The organism is Curtobacterium flaccumfaciens pv. betae (assembly GCF_026241855.1).
Taxonomy (GTDB): domain Bacteria; phylum Actinomycetota; class Actinomycetes; order Actinomycetales; family Microbacteriaceae; genus Curtobacterium; species Curtobacterium flaccumfaciens.
In genome coordinates, this window is record NZ_JAPJDC010000001.1 from 1,130,861 (window position 1) to 1,147,642 (window position 16,782).

Annotated in this window: 11 protein-coding genes; 5 read left to right on the forward strand and 6 right to left on the reverse strand. The window is 72.2% G+C overall.

Annotated elements, in window-relative coordinates; genetic code table 11:
* Window positions 1-27 precede the first annotated feature (27 nt).
* Entirely contained in the window at window positions 28-3,438 is a 3,411-nt protein-coding gene (locus ORG17_RS05360) for an error-prone DNA polymerase (protein ID WP_214527976.1), read from the forward strand.
* 10 nt (window positions 3,439-3,448) lie between these two features.
* Here the strand turns inward: ORG17_RS05360 and ORG17_RS05365 are convergent, their stop codons facing one another.
* Together ORG17_RS05365 and ORG17_RS05370 are read right to left on the reverse strand one after the other, a co-directional pair.
* Entirely contained in the window at window positions 3,449-4,960 is a 1,512-nt protein-coding gene (locus ORG17_RS05365) for a sensor histidine kinase (RefSeq protein ID WP_051596530.1), read from the reverse strand.
* Window positions 4,957-5,634: a response regulator transcription factor gene (locus ORG17_RS05370; protein ID WP_017885962.1), complete on the reverse strand. Its 678-nt coding sequence runs from the start codon at window positions 5,632-5,634 to the stop codon at window positions 4,957-4,959. The genes ORG17_RS05365 and ORG17_RS05370 overlap by 4 nt, the downstream gene beginning before the upstream one ends.
* A 195-nt stretch (window positions 5,635-5,829) precedes the next feature.
* On the opposite strand from ORG17_RS05370, the gene ORG17_RS05375 reads away from it, so the two are divergent.
* Window positions 5,830-6,144 carry a hypothetical protein gene (locus ORG17_RS05375; RefSeq protein WP_110864838.1) on the forward strand — a complete coding sequence of 105 codons (315 nt, stop codon included), beginning with the start codon at window positions 5,830-5,832 and terminating at the stop codon, window positions 6,142-6,144.
* Between the two features lie 72 nt (window positions 6,145-6,216).
* Here ORG17_RS05375 and ORG17_RS05380 read toward each other — a convergent pair whose 3' ends face one another.
* On the reverse strand, window positions 6,217-7,311 hold the full coding sequence (locus tag ORG17_RS05380; protein ID WP_027464727.1) for an FUSC family protein: 1,095 nt from the start codon (window positions 7,309-7,311) through the stop codon (window positions 6,217-6,219).
* An 80-nt stretch (window positions 7,312-7,391) separates the two neighbouring features.
* On the opposite strand from ORG17_RS05380, the gene ORG17_RS05385 reads away from it, so the two are divergent.
* On the forward strand, window positions 7,392-8,636 hold the full coding sequence (locus tag ORG17_RS05385) for a phosphotransferase enzyme family protein (RefSeq protein ID WP_214527975.1): 1,245 nt from the start codon (window positions 7,392-7,394) through the stop codon (window positions 8,634-8,636).
* A 452-nt stretch (window positions 8,637-9,088) separates the two neighbouring features.
* Window positions 9,089-11,215: a DEAD/DEAH box helicase gene (locus tag ORG17_RS05390; RefSeq protein ID WP_071245021.1), complete on the forward strand. Its 2,127-nt coding sequence runs from the start codon at window positions 9,089-9,091 to the stop codon at window positions 11,213-11,215.
* Window positions 11,216-11,335: 120 nt separating this feature from the next.
* Here the strand turns inward: ORG17_RS05390 and ORG17_RS05395 are convergent, their stop codons facing one another.
* Window positions 11,336-11,608: a mycoredoxin gene (locus ORG17_RS05395; RefSeq protein WP_027464730.1), complete on the reverse strand. Its 273-nt coding sequence runs from the start codon at window positions 11,606-11,608 to the stop codon at window positions 11,336-11,338.
* A 58-nt stretch (window positions 11,609-11,666) separates the two neighbouring features.
* Between ORG17_RS05395 and ORG17_RS05400 the strand changes: the two genes are divergently transcribed.
* On the forward strand, window positions 11,667-13,196 hold the full coding sequence (locus tag ORG17_RS05400) for a CYTH domain-containing protein (RefSeq protein ID WP_214527974.1): 1,530 nt from the start codon (window positions 11,667-11,669) through the stop codon (window positions 13,194-13,196).
* Between the two features lie 123 nt (window positions 13,197-13,319).
* Here ORG17_RS05400 and ORG17_RS05405 read toward each other — a convergent pair whose 3' ends face one another.
* Together ORG17_RS05405 and ORG17_RS05410 are read right to left on the reverse strand one after the other, a co-directional pair.
* Entirely contained in the window at window positions 13,320-15,491 is a 2,172-nt protein-coding gene (locus ORG17_RS05405) for a S9 family peptidase (protein ID WP_214527973.1), read from the reverse strand.
* Between the two features lie 29 nt (window positions 15,492-15,520).
* Window positions 15,521-16,720, reverse strand: a complete 1,200-nt coding sequence (locus ORG17_RS05410; protein WP_214527972.1) for a Fic family protein — start codon at window positions 16,718-16,720, stop codon at window positions 15,521-15,523.
* Between the last annotated feature and the right edge of the window lie 62 nt (window positions 16,721-16,782).

Sequence of the window (16,782 nt, forward strand, 5' to 3'; positions counted from 1 at the left end):
CGACCACACCGACAGGAGCGTGACCTGATGGGCTACAGCAACCCACCCATCCCGTGGTCGCAGTTCGAGCGCGCGCTGTCCGACAAGCGGAGCCCGGGCACGGCGCACGACGGCGACGGCGGCGACAGCCCCGCGTGGTCGCGGAAGCGCGAGCCGTACGTCCCGTCACCGCTCGACACCGACGGCGGGCCCGTGGTGCCGTACGCCGAACTGCACGCGCACTCGGCCTTCAGCTTCCTCGACGGCGCCAGTCAGCCCGAGCACCTGTTCGAAGAAGCTGCTCGGCTCCGACTGCACGCCCTCGCGCTCACCGACCACGACGGCTTCTACGGGGCCGCCCGGATGGCCGAGGTCGCCGAGTCGTACCCGCAGGTCGGCACCGTGTTCGGCACCGAGCTGTCCCTGGGGCTGACCGAACCGCAGAACGGTGTGCCCGACCCCGAGGGCTCGCACCTGCTCCTGCTCGCCGACGGTCAGGACGGCTACCACCGGCTCGCCGGCGCGGTGACGAGCGCACACCTGGCAGCCGGGTCCGAGAAGGGCAGCCCGCAGTACGACCTCGACGACCTCGCCGCGCGGGCGGACGGGCACTGGCGGGTCCTCACCGGGTGCCGGAAGGGCTCCGTGCGGCAGGCCCTCGAGCAGGGTGGCGAGTCCGCCGCCGAGACCGCGCTCCGGGTGCTGCTCGACCGGTTCGGCAGCCGCAACGTCGTCGTGGAGCTGCTCGACCACGGCGACCCGCTCGACAGCGCCCGCAACGACGCCCTGGCCGCCCTCGCCGCGAAGCACGCGCTGCCCCTGGTCGCCACCGGCAACGTGCACTACGCCACCCCCGACCGGTTCCCGGTGGCGACCGCACTCGCGGCGGTGCGTGCCCGTCGCAGCCTCGACGAGATCGACGGCTGGCTGCCGGCCGCCGACACCGCCCACCTGCGCTCCGGCGCCGAGATGGCCAGACGGTTCGGGCGCTACCCCGGCGCGATCGAGCGGACCGTGGAACTCGCCGACGAGCTCGGGTTCCGGCTGAAGACCGTGCAGCCCGGGTTGCCCGACCTCGACGTCCCGGACGGACACACCGCGATGTCGTGGCTCCGCGAGCTCACGTGGACGGGTGCCCGGCGGTTCTACCCCGGCAGCGCCGACGGCGTCGACCCCCGCAAGCGGGAGCGCATCGAGCGTGAGCTGTCCGTGATCGAGGAGAAGAACTTCCCGGGGTACTTCCTGATCGTGCGGGACATGGTGCAGTACGCCCGTGGTCGCGGCATCCTCTGCCAGGGGCGTGGCTCGGCGGCGAACTCGGCGGTCTGCTACCTGCTCGAGATCACCGCGGTGGACTCGATCCGGTACGGATTGCCGTTCGAGCGGTTCCTGTCGGCGATGCGCGACGAGGAACCCGACATCGACGTCGACTTCGACTCGGACCGCCGCGAAGAGGTGATCCAGTACGTGTACGCCAAGTACGGCCGGCACAACGCCGCCCAGGTCGCGAACGTCATCACCTACCGGCCCAAGGGTGCGGTGCGTGACATGGCGAAGGCGCTCGGCCACAGCCCCGGGCAGCAGGACGCCTGGTCGAAGCAGGTCGAGCGGGGGGGCTCGGTGACCGAGAGCCAGGACCACGACATCCCGCCGGCGGTCGTCGGGCTCGCGAGCGACGTCCTCGGGTTCCCGCGGCACCTCGGCATCCACTCCGGCGGCATGGTGCTGACCGACCGCCCGGTGGGCGAGGTCGTGCCGATCGAGCACGCCCGGATGGACGGCCGCACCGTGCTGCAGTGGGACAAGGACGACTGCGCCTACATGGGGCTCGTGAAGTTCGACATGCTCGGGCTCGGCATGCTCGCGGCCCTGCAGTACTCGTTCGACCTGGCGGCAGAGCACTGCGGGGAGCGCTGGGAGATGCACTCCATCCCGAAGGAAGAACAGGGGGTCTACGACCAGCTGTGCCGCGCGGACACGATCGGGGTGTTCCAGGTGGAGTCCCGCGCGCAGATGGGCACCCTGCCCCGACTGCTCCCGCGGCGGTTCTACGACCTGGTGATCGAGGTCGCACTCGTCCGACCCGGGCCGATCCAGGGCGGCGCGGTGCACCCGTACATCCGCCGACGCACGGGCGAGGAACCGATCACGTACATGCACCCGGCGCTCGAACCCGTGCTCGAACGCACCCTCGGGGTCCCGCTGTTCCAGGAACAGCTCATGCAGATGGCGATCGCGGTCGGCAACTGCTCCGGTGACGACGCCGACCTGCTGCGACGAGCGATGGGGTCGAAGCGCGGGCACGAGAAGATCGACCTGCTGCGCGACAAGCTCTACACGGGGATGGCGGACAACGGCATCCACGGTGCGGACGCCGACGCCATCTACGCGAAGATCCAGGCCTTCGCGAACTTCGGCTTCGCGGAGAGCCACTCGATCAGCTTCGCCCTCATCGTCTACGCGAGCGCGTGGATGCGACTGCACTACCCGGGGGCGTTCCTGGCGGCCCTGCTCCGGGCGCAGCCGATGGGGTTCTACTCACCGCAGACCCTGGTCGCCGACGCCCGACGGCACGGCGTCCGCGTGCTGCGACCGGACATCCTGCGGTCCGGGGTCGACGCCACGCTCGAACCGCTGCCGGACGGGGATGCCCCTGCCGGTGACGACGCGTGCCTGGCCACCGAGCAGCCCCCGGTGCTGCCCTTCGACAAGGCGCTCCCCGACGACACCGCGAGCCACCGACGCGACGGTGCCTTCGCCGTGCGGCTCGGGCTCGCCGAGGTCGCGTCCCTCAGCCGGAAGAGCGCCGAGAAGATCGTCGCGGAGCGGGACGCGAACGGCCCCTTCCGCGACATGTCGGACCTGGCCCGACGGGTCGGGCTCACCACGCCGCAGCTCGAGGCACTCGCCGCTGCCGATGCCTTCGCCCCCTTCGACATCGACCGCCGCGGTGCGATGTGGTCGGCTGCCCAGGCGGCCGCCGAGCGCCCGGACCAGTTGCCGGACACGCAGGTGTTCGTGCAGCCGCCGCTGTTCGGGCAGATGACGAGCGGGGACGTGCTCATCGCCGACATGTGGTCGACGGGCATGACGACCGACGACCACCCCGTCCGGCACGTGCGCGACCGCCTCGCCGCCCGCCGGGTGCTCAGCGTGCAGGACACCGCGACCGCCGAGACCGGACGACGGGTCGAGGTCGGCGGGATCGTGACGCACCGGCAGCGTCCGGCGACGGCCTCCGGCATCACGTTCCTGAACGTCGAGGACGAGACCGGGCTGGTCAACGTCATCTGCAGTGTCGGGGTCTGGGGGCGCTTCCGCCGGGTGGCGCGGGAGTCCCCGGCGGTGATCGTCCGGGGCATCCTCGAGCGCTCACCCGACGGGGTCGTCAACCTGGTGGCGGACCGCATCGAGCACCTGTCGCTGTCCGTCCGCACCCGCTCGCGGGACTTCCAGTGAGCGGTCGTGCTCAGCGCACCTCGGGCAGGCGGATCGTGACCTCGAGTCCACCGGCGGGCACGTTGCGGAGGGACGCCGTGCCTCCCGCCCGTTCCGCCACCGCACGCACGATCGCGAGTCCCAGCCCGGAGCCGCCGGGCAGGGCGCCGACACCGGTCGACGGGTCCGGGTTCGGGCGGGACGTCCGGGCCTCGTCCGGACGCGTGAAGCGGTCGAACGCCACGGGGATGAAGGACTCGGGCACGCCGGGGCCGTCGTCGGTGATCTGCAGGACGCCTTCGCCGCCGGTGCTCCGCCAGGACACGAAGATGCCGCCGCCACGGGGGAGTGCGGCCACGGCGTTGCCCGCGATGTTCGTGACGAGCTGCGCCATCCCGCCGGTGTCGATCCGGTACCGCGGTTCGACGGTGCCGCCGCCGATGCCCGGGCCGGAACCGCCGACGGCGACGGGCGGCTCGAGGTCGAAGTCGACGGTGACGTCCTTCGCCGAGGCGATGAGCCGGACACGGTCGACCGCGGCCATCACCTCGTCGCCGAGGTCCGACCACGCGGTCTCGGGTCGCCGGTCGCCGTCTTGTTCACGCCGCTCGGACTCCTCGATCCGCGACAGCGCGAGCAGGTCGTTCGCCAGCCGCGACAACCGCGCGACGCTGTGCTTGGCGCGTTCGATGTGGGCGGCGAGGGCGGCGGCGTCGTTCCCGTCGAGCGAGGCGAGGTCGAGCTGGGTCGTCAGGATCGCCAGGGGTGTCCGGAGCTCGTGGCTGGCGTCCGACACCATCTGGCGTTCGCGCTCGGTCGCCTGCCGAGTCCGGGCGAGGAAGGCGTTGAGCGTGGTCGCCAGGGACGCCAGCTCGTCCTGTGCGGGGCCCACCGGCAGTTCGGCACGCTCCGGGGCGACGGAGAGCCGTTCGGCCTCGCGGCGCATCCGGTTCACCGGGCGCAGCGCGGTGGTCGCGAGCACCCAGGACGCCACGCCGAAGGCGAGCAGGATCGCCAGGCCGGTCAACGACAGGGTCGTCGTGAGGTCGTCGACGACGATGGCCTCGGCCTGCGAGTTGCGGGCGGCCACGACGGTCCAGCGGCCGGCCTCGTTGACGGGGTGCTCCACCACGACGCGGTACTCCGAGCCGGAGACGGTGATGATCGAGGTACCGGCAGGGGTGGACCGCAGACTGCCGAGCGCCTGCTCGACACGGTCGGGCATCGTCGACAGCACGATCTCGCCGGACGGGGACACGACGGCGACGAGCTGCGCGTTGCCCGGCGGCGACAGGTCGGGGTCGCTGTCGACCTCGAGCGTGGCGACGTAGGGGTCGGCGTCGGCGTCGAGCAGCGTGCGCGTCGCACTCGCGACGACGCTCACCACCTGGAACCGCATCACGAGGACGAGCAGCAGGATGACGATCGCGGCGATCGCCGTCGAGCCGATCGTGATCCGGGCACGCAGCGACAGCAGACGCAGCGGCCGGATCGGACCGCCGCGTCGGCGGTCCGACCGTGGGGCGTCGTCGGCCCCGTTCACGCCCCGAGCAGATCCAGGCGGTACCCGCGACCGCGGACCGTGGCGATGGCGACGGTGGCCTCGTGCGCGGTGAGCTTCTTGCGGAGGTACGAGATGTACTGCTCGACCACGTTCGGGTCGACGTGCTGCGAACCGTCCCAGACCTCTTCGAGGATCTTCGGGCGGTCGACGACGCTGCCGGCGGAGCGGGCGAGCAGTCGGAGCAGGGCGAACTCGGTGGGGCTCACGGCGACGCGCTGCCCCTTGATCGAGATGCGGCGGGCCTCGGAGTCGATCGACACGTCCCCGACCTCGATCGTGCGGGGAGCCCCGGCGGACTCGCGACGGCCGAGCGCACGCAGCCGGGCGGTGAGCTCGGCGAAGGCGAAGGGCTTGGTGAGGTAGTCGTCCGCGCCGGCGTCGAGCCCGAACACGCGGTCGTCGACGGCGTCGCGCGCGGTCACGAGCAGGATCCGCACAGGGTCCTCGCGCTCACGGATCCGCCGCGCGAGCTCGAAGCCGGACATGCCGGGCATCATCACGTCCACGACCGCAAGGTCGAACGCCTGCTCGCCGAGGGCGATGAGCGCCTCGACACCGTTCTCTACGGCCGTGACCCGGTACCCCTCGGCCGCGAGTCCGCGTTCCATCAGGGCACGCATCTCGTCGTCGTCCTCGACCACCAACAGCCGCATAGTGGACCTCCTCGGACCCATCGTGGCATCGAACCGGCGCGGAGGGGCGTTCTCCGGGTCCGACTCGCTGAATCTCGTCACAGGACGAAGCAGAACGGTCTGTCCCACGTTCTAGGGACGTGAGCGCCGCTTGCTTCGTTGCTAGGCTCCGGCAGCGGACAGCGCGACCCGATGCGCCGCCCGCACTGGGGGATCATGAACGACTCGATCGACCACCCGGCCATCGTGCGCCTGCGCGCCGAACTGGACGCCGCGTGGAAGGGCATCGGCGCGCTCGCGCAGTTGGAGGACGCTCCGCGCGACCGCGTGGTCGCGGAGCTGCGGACGGCCGTGCCGGACGTGGCGAGCCGTGCTGCACGCGAGGTCGGCACCGAGGCCGTCGTCGCGGAGATCAGCCGGTACGCCGACGCCGGCATCCCGGGTGCGACCGCGACCGACGTCGTGCCGACCGCGGTGATCTGGTCGGACGTCGTCCGGACGGCGTCGGAAGCAGCCTGCGCAGCGCGCTGAAGCGGACCGAGCGGCCTGCGCAGCGCGCTGAAGCGGACCGAGCGGCCTGCGCAGCGCACTGAAGCGGACCGACTAGTCGTCCTCGCCGAGCAGCTCGCCCCGCACCCGTCGGATGTCCTCGAGCAGTGCCCCGATGAGCACCCAGTGCCGGGAGTTCGGCCGCACCACCTCGAGCGGCGCGGTGAGCGCCGGCTCCGAGGCCTCCGCCCACGGCTCGACGTCCGGTCCGAAGGCGGCGGCGTCCGTCCGGCCGACCCCGTCCACCGGGTCGAGTCGTGTCGATTCGACCCGCGCACTGAGCGCGCGGACGTCCGCACCGATCCGTGCCACCTCGGTCGCGATGCCGTGCACCACCGGGTCGTCGCGCAGGTCCGGGGCGGTGTTGTCGCGGATCGCCCGGGTCATCCCGGTGACCCGGGTCACCAGGACGCGCAGGTGGTCGGTGGTCACCACGTCGCGGTCGAGGATCGTCCGGTGCCGGCCGCCGCGCGGGTTCATCGTCAGGGACTCGCGGGCCGACCCCAGGGACGCCTCGGCCTTGGCGTGCTGCTGCCGCAGTGCCCGGGCGGCGACGAGCGCCTCGTCCCAGCGCTCGCGGTCCCACCCTTCGGTCAGGCCGATCGCGATCCGCTCGAACGCCACCGCGGTGTCACGGGCGAGCCGCGCGACGGCGAGGTGTGCCGGTTCGAGCAGCACGGGCGGCACGATGAGCGCGTTCACGACCAGGGCGACGATCGCACCGATCACGGTCTCGAGGATCCGGTCGGCGGAGTAGTTCGGCGTCACGACCCCGGCGGTGAGCACGAGCATGCCGCTGATCCCCACCTGGGTGGCCGACGTCGGGGTGAGCCGGAGCGCCCAGGCGATGAGGATCGCGAGCACGATGACGAGCAGCACGACGAACACGCCGTCGCCGAGCAGCAGGTGGAACCCGGTGGCCAGCACGACGCCGATCACGACGCCCGCGCTCCGCTCGAGCCCCTTCACGAACGACTGGTTGATGCTCGGCTGCACCACGAGCAGGGCAGCGATCGCCGCGAAGGTGGGGAACGGCCCCTGGATGACCAGGCGGCAGAGGAGCACGGCGGCGACCACCGCGACGGCGGTCTTCACGACCTGCAGGAACGGCGTGCGACTGGAGCTGCGGAGGCGCGCGACCGGGTTCACATCGACCACGGTAGCCACCGGCCGCGCGCCGAGCCGTGCACGAACGCGACGAAACCCGCGCGACACGGTTGACTGATGCCGTGTGGCCCAACCATGAGCGCGTCATCCCGCAGGCCTTCGCCGGCTCCGGGACCTCCGTGGTGGCCGCGCGGGCGCACTCCGTCGAGCCCTCGGGCAACGGCTACCTGTACGGCTACGAGGTCGACACGGTGGACCGCAACGGCCAGCGCGCCACGGTCCTGACCTACGTCGACACCGGCGGCACCCACGACCAGAACAGCGCGATCGTCACCGATCCGGCGACGGGCGACCCGGTGTCGGTGTGGGCGTACCCGAACGACCCCGGTCTGCCGGTGCTGCCGCAGGTCACCTACCGCGACGCCGTCGCCGAGCTCCTGACCACGCTCGGCATGCCCGTCACCGACCCGGTGCTCACCGTGGCGGCGTACCGGCCCGGCAAGCGCGCGGTCGTGCGCGTCGACGCCCCCGAGCGCACCCTGTTCCTGAAGATCGTCCGTCCGCACCGGGTCGCACCGATCGTGCAGTCGCACGAGCAGTTCGTCGCGGCCGGTCTGCCCGTGCCGCGTGTGCTGTCCAGCCGTGGCGACGGCCTGCTCGTGCTCGAGCGCATCCGTGGCGTGCCCGCCGGCAGCCGCATCCTCGACATCGCCGACGACCCCCGCTTCGTGGCGTCGCTCGCCGCGCTGAGCGGCCGGGTCGCCACCGTCCCGATGACCCAGCAGGCGCGCGCCGACGCGATGGACCACGCCGACTGGCACCGTCGCACGCTCATCGCCGCGCTGCCGCGCGACGCCGAGGAGATCGACCGCCTGTACGACGCCATCGGCCGCCGCTCCATCGGCTGGTCGAGCTCGACCAAGCAGGTCGTGCACGGCGACCTGCACCTGGAGCAGGTGTTCGTCGACGAGGACGAGCCGTGGCGCATCTCCGGCCTGCTCGACATCGACACCGCGGGCTGGGGCTTCCCGGTCCGTGACGTCGGCGCCGTCGTCGCCCACCTCGTGGTCACCGGGCTCTGGCACCGGTCCCGCGGGGACGCCGAGCGCGGCGCCGCCGCCGAGCGCCTGGCCGACGCGATCGCCCGCGACTGGGTCGCGCGCAACCCGCGCGAGGCGGACCGCATCGGACCCGCCATCGGCGCCCAGCTGCTCGCCCACGCCGGCGGCCAGGCGACCACCGGCTCCGCCAACGGGATCCAGACCGCCCAGCAGCTCCTCGCCGCGACGCAGGCCGCCCTGGCGGACGCGGCCCGGAGCCTCCCGACCGGTGGTTCGACCCGCCCGCGGTCCGCACCGCAGGTCTGAGACGCGACCGGAGGACGGACGGGAGGCGCGGGTCGGGCCCGCCACGGGCCTCCCGTCCGCTGTCGCGACGCGCGCGGGCAACGCGCCGGTCGCCTCTGTCGGTGGTCCGGGAGTAAACTGAGCGCGCACGCACCGCGTTCCCGCGTGCCGCGTCGATTCCGGACGCAGCCGTCGATCACTTGATCGACGCGGGGACCGGGCCGTGACCGCCCCGAGGGGGCATCACGTGCGTGTGACGACGCCGGATCCCGGCGCGGACCGTCCGAACCTGCTCCCGGCAGGTGCTCGTGTGGAACGGCTCGCGGGAGTCCACCGGACGTCCCGATGCGGGGACCGGCGATGCGGTGGGCCACGGTGGCCCGCAGCCGAACCGGAGCCGCGCCAGGCCCCGGTGCAGGACTTCCCGCCCCACGGGCGGATCGCCCCGACGTGTGGGCGGAACAGGAGGAGCGTTGGCTCGATCAGGCACCCGGCGTGCTGCCGGCGGGACGCGGACCGCGTCACGTCGCACCAGGCCGCTGGACAACGACGGCGTCATCCCCGTCCTCGCCCGCGCTGTGCGCGAGGTCGAGGCCGCGGCACAGCGCGGACCGCTCAAGGCATCGAACCGGACGAAGTTCCAGGCGGTCGCCCTGCTCATGCGCGAAGAGCGCGCGCGGGTGAAGGCCGACACGGAGCTCACCGACGCGCAGCGCGCCGAGCAGCTCAAGCGGCTCGACGGCGTGGCCACGATCCTGGCGAAGACGGCGGCGCGGGACACCAGCGTCATCCAGCTCCTCGCCGAAGAGGTCCAGGTGTCCGAGGCGACGCGTGCGGTCAAGCGCGACATGATGATCGCCGGTGGCATGGAACTGCAGCCGGAGGACCTCGTCATCGCGTCCGAGCCCGCCGCGGTGGTCGAGACCCCGGTGCGGGCCGTCGTGCCGCAGGCGGTCGTGCAGCGCCAGCTCGCGAACCCGTTCATGCCGCCGGACTTCGCCCTCGCCGACCAGCCCGTCGCACACCCGCGTCGTCTGGCGAACTGGGAACTGTTCGGACCGCTGTTCAAGTCGTTCGAGTACGGCGCGGGCGGGGGAGCGGCGTCGATGCCGCTGCCGGAGCCCACGACGCTGCACTCGCGCTCGGGCACCACGCTCATGAAGCACCAGGCGGAACTCGTCGCCGCAGCGGCGCAGGGGCACCGCACGTTCCTGCTCGCCGACGAGCCCGGCCTCGGCAAGACCGCACAGTCGCTGCTCGCCGCCGATGCCGCGAACGCGTTCCCGCTGCTGGTCGTCGTGCCGAACGTCGTCAAGACGAACTGGGCGCGTGAAGCCGAGCGCTGGGTGCCGAACCACCGCGCCACGGTGATCCACGGGGACGGCAACGACCTCGACGGGTTCGCCGACATCGTCATCGTGAACTACGAGATCCTCGACCGGCACGCCGGGTGGCTCGGCAACTTCGGGTTCAAGGGGATGGTCGTCGACGAGGCGCACTTCATCAAGAACAAGGACTCGCAGCGCGCCCGGTTCGTGCTGCAGATCGCCGAGCGGATCCGGCAGCGCACCGCCGCGCCGCTGCTCATGGCGCTGACCGGTACCCCGCTGATCAACTCGGTCGAGGACTTCCGCACCATCTGGGAGTACCTCGGCTGGATCGACGACAAGAAGCCGCGCGCGAAGCTCATGAACGAACTCGAGGAGATCGGCCTGACGCCGGCCGACCCCGGGTTCTTCGTCGAGGCCCGCCGTGCCGTCATCGACCAGGGCATCGTCCGACGCCGCAAGGTCGACGTCGCCGCGGACATCCCCGCCCGCCGGATCGCCGACATCCCCGTCGAGCTCGACGGTGACGAGGGTCGCTCCATCCGCGACGCCGAGCGCGAGCTCACCGCGAAGCTCGTCCGTCGCTACCACCAGGCGCTCGACGCCCGCACCGGGCAGGACCCGGTCGTCGGCATCGACCACAAGCTGGTCCGCCAGGTCGCGCGCTGGGAGCTCGAGGACCAGGACGCCTCGTCGACCGGCGAGAACGTGTTCTCGATGGTCCGCCGCATCGGCCGGGCCAAGGCCCAGCTCGCGGCCGACTACGCGGCACAGCTCGCCTCGAACGTCGGCAAGGTCGTGTTCTTCGCGAAGCACCTCGACGTGATGGACCAGGCGGAAGAGGTGTTCGCCCGTCGCGGGCTGCGCACCGCCACGATCCGCGGCGACCAGACCCCGACGCAGCGCACGGCCGAGATCGACTCGTTCGTGAACGACCCCGACGTCGCCGTCATCGTCTGCTCGCTGACCGCCGCCGGTGTCGGGCTGAACCTGCAGGTGTCGTCGAACGTCGTGCTCGCCGAGCTGTCGTGGACGAGCGCCGAACAGACCCAGGCGATCGACCGTGTGCACCGCATCGGACAGGAAGAGCCCGTCACCGCGTGGCGCATCATCGCCGCGCAGACGATCGACACCAAGATCGCTGAGCTCATCGACTCGAAGGCGTCCCTGGCCGCCCGCGCGCTCGACGGTTCGGACGAAGAGGTCGTCGACTCCGGTGACATCCAGCTCGACGCGATGGCTGCGCTGCTGACCGAGGCGCTCGGCGGCTAGGGCCGGCGCGCGGCGCGTCCGGCGCGCGGCTCTGACAGCAAAACACCGGTGTTCACACTCTGAACCGCGTCATGCGCGTGTTCGGAGCGTGAACACCGGTGTTTTGCGGAGGGCCGCCGCTCAGATGCGGGACTGTACCTCGGCCAGGGACGGGTTCGTCGCCGTCGTGCCGTCGGGGAACACGAGCGTCGGCACGGTCTGGTTGCCGCCGTTGACCTCGGCGACGAGTTCGGCGGTGCCCGGGGTCTGCTCGATGTCGACCTCGGTGAAGGGCACCCCTGCCTTCGACATCTGGTTCTTCAGCCGGGCGCAGTAGCCGCACCACGTGGTGGTGAACATCGTGACGCCGCCGGCTTCGGGCGTGAACTGCTCGCGGGTGATCGTGTCGCTCATCCCTGCAGGCTAACCCCGGGTGCGGGGAAACCTCGCAGTGCCTGGTAGACAAGAGCGTGTGAGCCACACGCACCTCGAGATCGAGCGCACCTACGACCTGCCCGAGGGCGGTGCCCTCCCCGACCTCCTCGGCGCGGGCGGCATCCTCCGCACCGAGCACCAGGAGCCGTTCGAACTGGACGCGACCTACTGGGACACCGAGCGGTACGACCTGGTGGCCGCGCGGGTGACCGTGCGCCGCCGCACGGGCGGCCCCGACGCCGGCTGGCACATCAAGCGCTCGGAGTCGGACACGGTCCGCCACGAGCAGCAGTTCCCCCTGACCGACGACGCCGACACGGTGCCCGACGAGGTCCTCGCCGCGCTCTTCACGGAGCGTCGCGGTCGCGGGCTGCGTCCCGTCGTCCGGATCACCACCACCCGCACCGTCACCCGACTGCTCGACGAGGACGGCGACCAGATCGCCGAACTCGCCGACGACCAGGTCACCGCCCAGCGCCTCGACGACGACGCTCCGGAGACCCCGCGCACCTGGCGTGAGGTCGAGGTCGAGACCGTCGACGGCGTCGACCCGCAGATCGCCCACGAGCTGTTCGCGGCCCTCGACGGGCGCTTCGCGGCCGTCGGTGCCGGCCCCGCCGCCGTCGCGTCCAAGCTGGCACGCGGGCTGGCAGGAGCACCGGCACCGCGCCTCCAGACCGAGGAGAAGCCGGCCAAGGGCACGACCGCACGCATCCTGGCGAAGCGGGTGCGCAAGCTGCGCGTCGCGCTGCTCGGCCAGGAGGCCCGGCTCCGCTCCGGCGACACGGCCGACCTCCGGCAGGCGGCCGACACCACCCTCGAGATCGCCGCGATCCTAGGCGCCTACCGCCCGGCGTTCCCCGACGGCGAGGCCGTCGACCGCGCCGCCGAGGCGGCGGACGGCCTGGCGGGCGTCACCGCGCGTGCGGCGCTGGCCGAGTACCTGATCGACCGGCTGCCGCGGGCGTCGTCGCCAGCGCAGGACGACCTGGTCGATGCGATGACCCGCGAGCGCATCCTCGCCTCGACCCGGGAACGTCGCGACCAGGCGGTGCGGGACGTCGTCGCGTTCCTGCACGGCGAGCCGTTCCTCGAGCTGCTCGACGCCCTCGACGACGCTGCCGAGCGCCCGGTGCCGACGGCGTGGTCGCTCCGCGCACCGAAGCAGGTCGCGCAGGACGTCGGCGCCGACGTGAAGCCGCGTGTGCGCGAACTCGTCCGGGCCGCCGTCGCCGACGACACCTCGGACACCGCCGCCGAGCGCGAAGCCGCTGACCGGACCACCACCGAGGCCGCGTGGCAGGAGACGATGCGCGCCCGGATGGCGATGGACGTGCTCGGCGACGACGCGTTCCCGCACGCGCTGTGGAAGCGGATCGGCACCGCGGCCGACGTGCTGACCGAACGGGTGCGGTCCCTGCACGCCCTCGACATCCTGCGGGCGAACGCGGCGATCGCGGAGCGCGGGGGTGAGGGCACGTTCGGGTACGGCGTGCTCGCGGGGGACCGGGTGCGCCTGGCCGAGGAGTCCTACGACGAGGCGGTGCACGCGCTCAACCGCGTGTGAGCGGGGTGCGTGCGCCGCGTGCGCCGGGTGCGCCGGGTGCGCCGCTGATCGCTTGGTGAGCAGAAGAGGTCGGGTCCCGCGTTCGGACCCGACCTCATCTGCTCACGAAGTGCGCGGTGCGGCTCAGCCCGCGGCGATCGGGTTGGTGGTCGCGGCGGCGGGCGTCTCGTCGGCGAGCCCGAGCACGTCGAGCAGCCAGGCGAGTTCGAACGCCCGCTCCTTCCACGACGCGTAGCGACCGCTGACACCACCGTGGCCGGCGGACATCTCGGTCTTCAGCAGCACCGGAGCGCCGACCTCGCGGAGCTTCGCGGTCCACTTCGCGGGCTCGACGTAGAGCACGCGGGTGTCGTTGATCGAGGTCACGGCGAGGATCTGCGGGTACCGCACGTCGTCGCGGACGTTCTCGTACGGGGTGTACTCGCTCATGTAGCGGTAGACCTCGGCGTCGTGCAGCGGGTCGCCCCACTCGTCCCACTCGATGACGGTGAGGGGCAGGTCCGGGTCGAGGATGCTCGTCAGCGCGTCGACGAACGGCACGGCGGCCAGGATGCCGGCGAACCGCTCGGGTGCGAGGTTGGCGACCGCGCCCATCAAGAGTCCGCCCGCGCTGCCGCCCTCGGCCACGAGCCGGTCGGCGCTGGTCCGGCCGGACTCGATCAGGTGCTCGGCGACCGCGACGAAGTCGGTGAACGTGTTCTTCTTCGTCAGGGTCTTGCCGTTCTCGTACCAGTGCCGGCCGAGCTCACCGCCACCACGGACGTGCGCGACGGCGAAGACGACACCGCGGTCGAGCATCGACAGGCGCATGACGCTGAAGCCGGGGTCGATCGAGTGCTCGTACGAGCCGTAGCCGTAGAGGTGCAGCGGTGCCGGGGTACCGTCCTCGACGGCGTCACGACGCCAGACGAGCGAGATCGGCACACGGGTGCCGTCCGACGCGGTCGCCCAGTCGCGCTCCTGCACGTAGTCGGCCGGGTCGTAGCCGCCGAGCACGGGCTGGCGCTTCAGGACGGTGACCTCGCCGGTGGCCAGGTCGAGGTCGCTGACCTCGGAGGGGGTCACGAACGACGTGTACCCGATGCGGAGCGTCGGCTGCTCCCACTCCGGGTTGCCGCCGAGCCCCGCCGAGAACAGTGCTTCGTCGAAGGGGACCTCGTGCGCGTCGCCGTAGCCGTCGCCCTCGATCGGGATGATCGCGACGCGGGGGAGCGCCTCGGACCGGTACTCCAGGGCGAGGTGCCCGGCGAAGGCGTCGACCGACTCGATGCGGCGCTCGGTGTGGTGCGCCACGACGACGCGGCGGTCACGCTCGGACGTCGGGTCGTCGGCGGGGACGTCGACGAGCTCGAAGTTCTCGGCGCCGTCGTTGTGCAGCACCAGGAACCGGTCGCTGCCGCCGACGATGGCGTGCTCGATCTCGTACTCGACGCCCTCGCGGCGGGGCCAGACGACCTGGAACTCACCGGTCGGGTCCGCGGCGTCGAGGACGTGCGCCTCGGAGGTGATCTTCGAGCCGAGCTCGATGACGATGTACTGCGAGGAGCGGGTGACACCGACACCGACCCAGTAACGGTCGTCGGGCTCCTCGAACACCAGGACGTCCTCGGACGCCGCGGTGCCGACCGTGTGGCGCCAGATCTTGTCCGGACGCCAGGACTCGTCGACCGTGGGGTAGAACACGTAGCGCCCGGCCGGGTCGAACGTGGCGCCGGCCCCGGTGTTCGGGATGGCGTCGCCGAGGTCGGTCCCCGAGGCCAGGTCGCGCACGTGCAGGGTGTAGCGCTCGTCACCCTCGACGTCGATGCCGTAGACCAGGCGGGTGCCGTCGTCGCTGATGTCGTACGTGCCGAGGGAGAAGAACTCGTGGCCGTCGGCCAGGGCGTTGCCGTCGAGGACCACCTGCTCGCCGGGGAGCGTCGACTCGCCCTCGACGACGGCGGGCGGCGTCCAGTCGTCGGGGCCGGCGACGGGCACGCGGCAGTGCACGCCGTACTGGCTGCCCTCGGCGGTGCGGGTGAAGTACCACCAGTCGCCCATGCGGACCGGTACTGAGAGGTCGGTCTCCTGCACGCGGCTCTTCACCTCGGCGAAGATGCGGTCCCGCAGCGGCGCGAGGTGCGCGGTGGCGGCGTCGGTGTGGGCGTTCTCGGCTTCGAGGTACGCCAGGGTGTCGGGGGATTCCTTGTCCCGCAGCCACTCGTAGTCGTCGACGAAGTCGATGCCGTGGTGGGTCCGTGTCACGGGCCGCTTGGCGGCGCTGGGCGGGGTGGATGCGGTGTGCTCGTTGCTCACCGTCCCACCCTATTCGCCCGTACCCCCGGTCAGGCCGCCGTGCGCTCGCGGCCGCCCACAGCGGCGTGCACCCGCTGCTCGAACGCCTCGAGCTCGGCGACCACGGCGGGTGCGACCCACGCGCGGTCACGGCGACGACCGGTGACCGGACGGAGCACTCCCGCCAGCACCAGGTCGTGCGTGACGCGCTCGACCTCGTCGGCGGTGAGCAGGGTGTCCAGGTGCGCTTCGGTCAGGACGGGGTCGTCGGCGAGTGCACGGCCGACCACGGCGTGCGGACCCGAGGCGCAGGGGCCTGCCGACAGGTCGGCGTCGTGCTCCTTGAGCAGCAGGGCGCTCAGCGTCGCCTCGTCGCACACTGTCCCGATCGCCAGGGCCAGGTCGACCACGAACCCGGTGACCCGGCCGTCGCGGTACTGCTCCAGGTGCCGGAAGTACCGCCGCCGGTCCGCCGCGAGCGCGGTGGCCACCGGTGCCGTGACCGTGGTCGTCACCCCGCGTCGCCGGAGCACGGCCCCGATCAGCGCCCGCCCGATCCGACCGTTGCCGTCGGTGAACGGGTGGATCGACTCGAACTGCGCGTGGGCGATCGCGGCCTGGGCGATCGGGTGCAGGTCCACGCGGTGCACGAACGCGAACAGGTCGGCCATCAGCGGTGCCACGAGCTCGGGCGGCGGTGGCACGTGGACGGCGTCGCGGGGTGTGGCGCCGCCGCCGATCCAGTTCTGCACGTCGCGGTACCGGCCGGCGTACCGTCCGTCGACCGGGTCGTCGCGCATCAGCAGGCGATGTGCCTCGAGCAGGGAGGCCTCGGTGACGGTTCCCGAATCCGCTCCGGACACCAGGTGCTCGACGGCTCCGCCGACCCGGACGACCGCGGTGGCACCCGCGTTCGCGCGGATGCCGACGAGTGCCCGCGCCAGGTCGTCGATCGACGCGGACTCGTCCTCGATCCGCGACGACGCCAGGGCGTCGGTCCGGCCGAGCACCGACCCGAGCGGTGCGAGCCGCGAGCCGTGGTGGACGTCGAGGGTGCGCAGGGCCGTGGCGCTCCGGTCGAGCAGCGCGACGGTGTCGTCGTCGGGCGTCCACCGAGCCCTCGCGATGGACGGGGGCAGCGACACCTGCACGGTGGTCACCAGCCGGTCGTCGCGGCACCCGCGGACGGTGCTCCGCCACGGTCGCTCGGTGCAGTCGTGCGTGGGCCAGGTGTCGATCCGGTGTGCCATCCCGCGACGGTAGAACCACCCGGACGCTCGACGCCAGGAATCGGTATTCCGCCCGCTCGCCC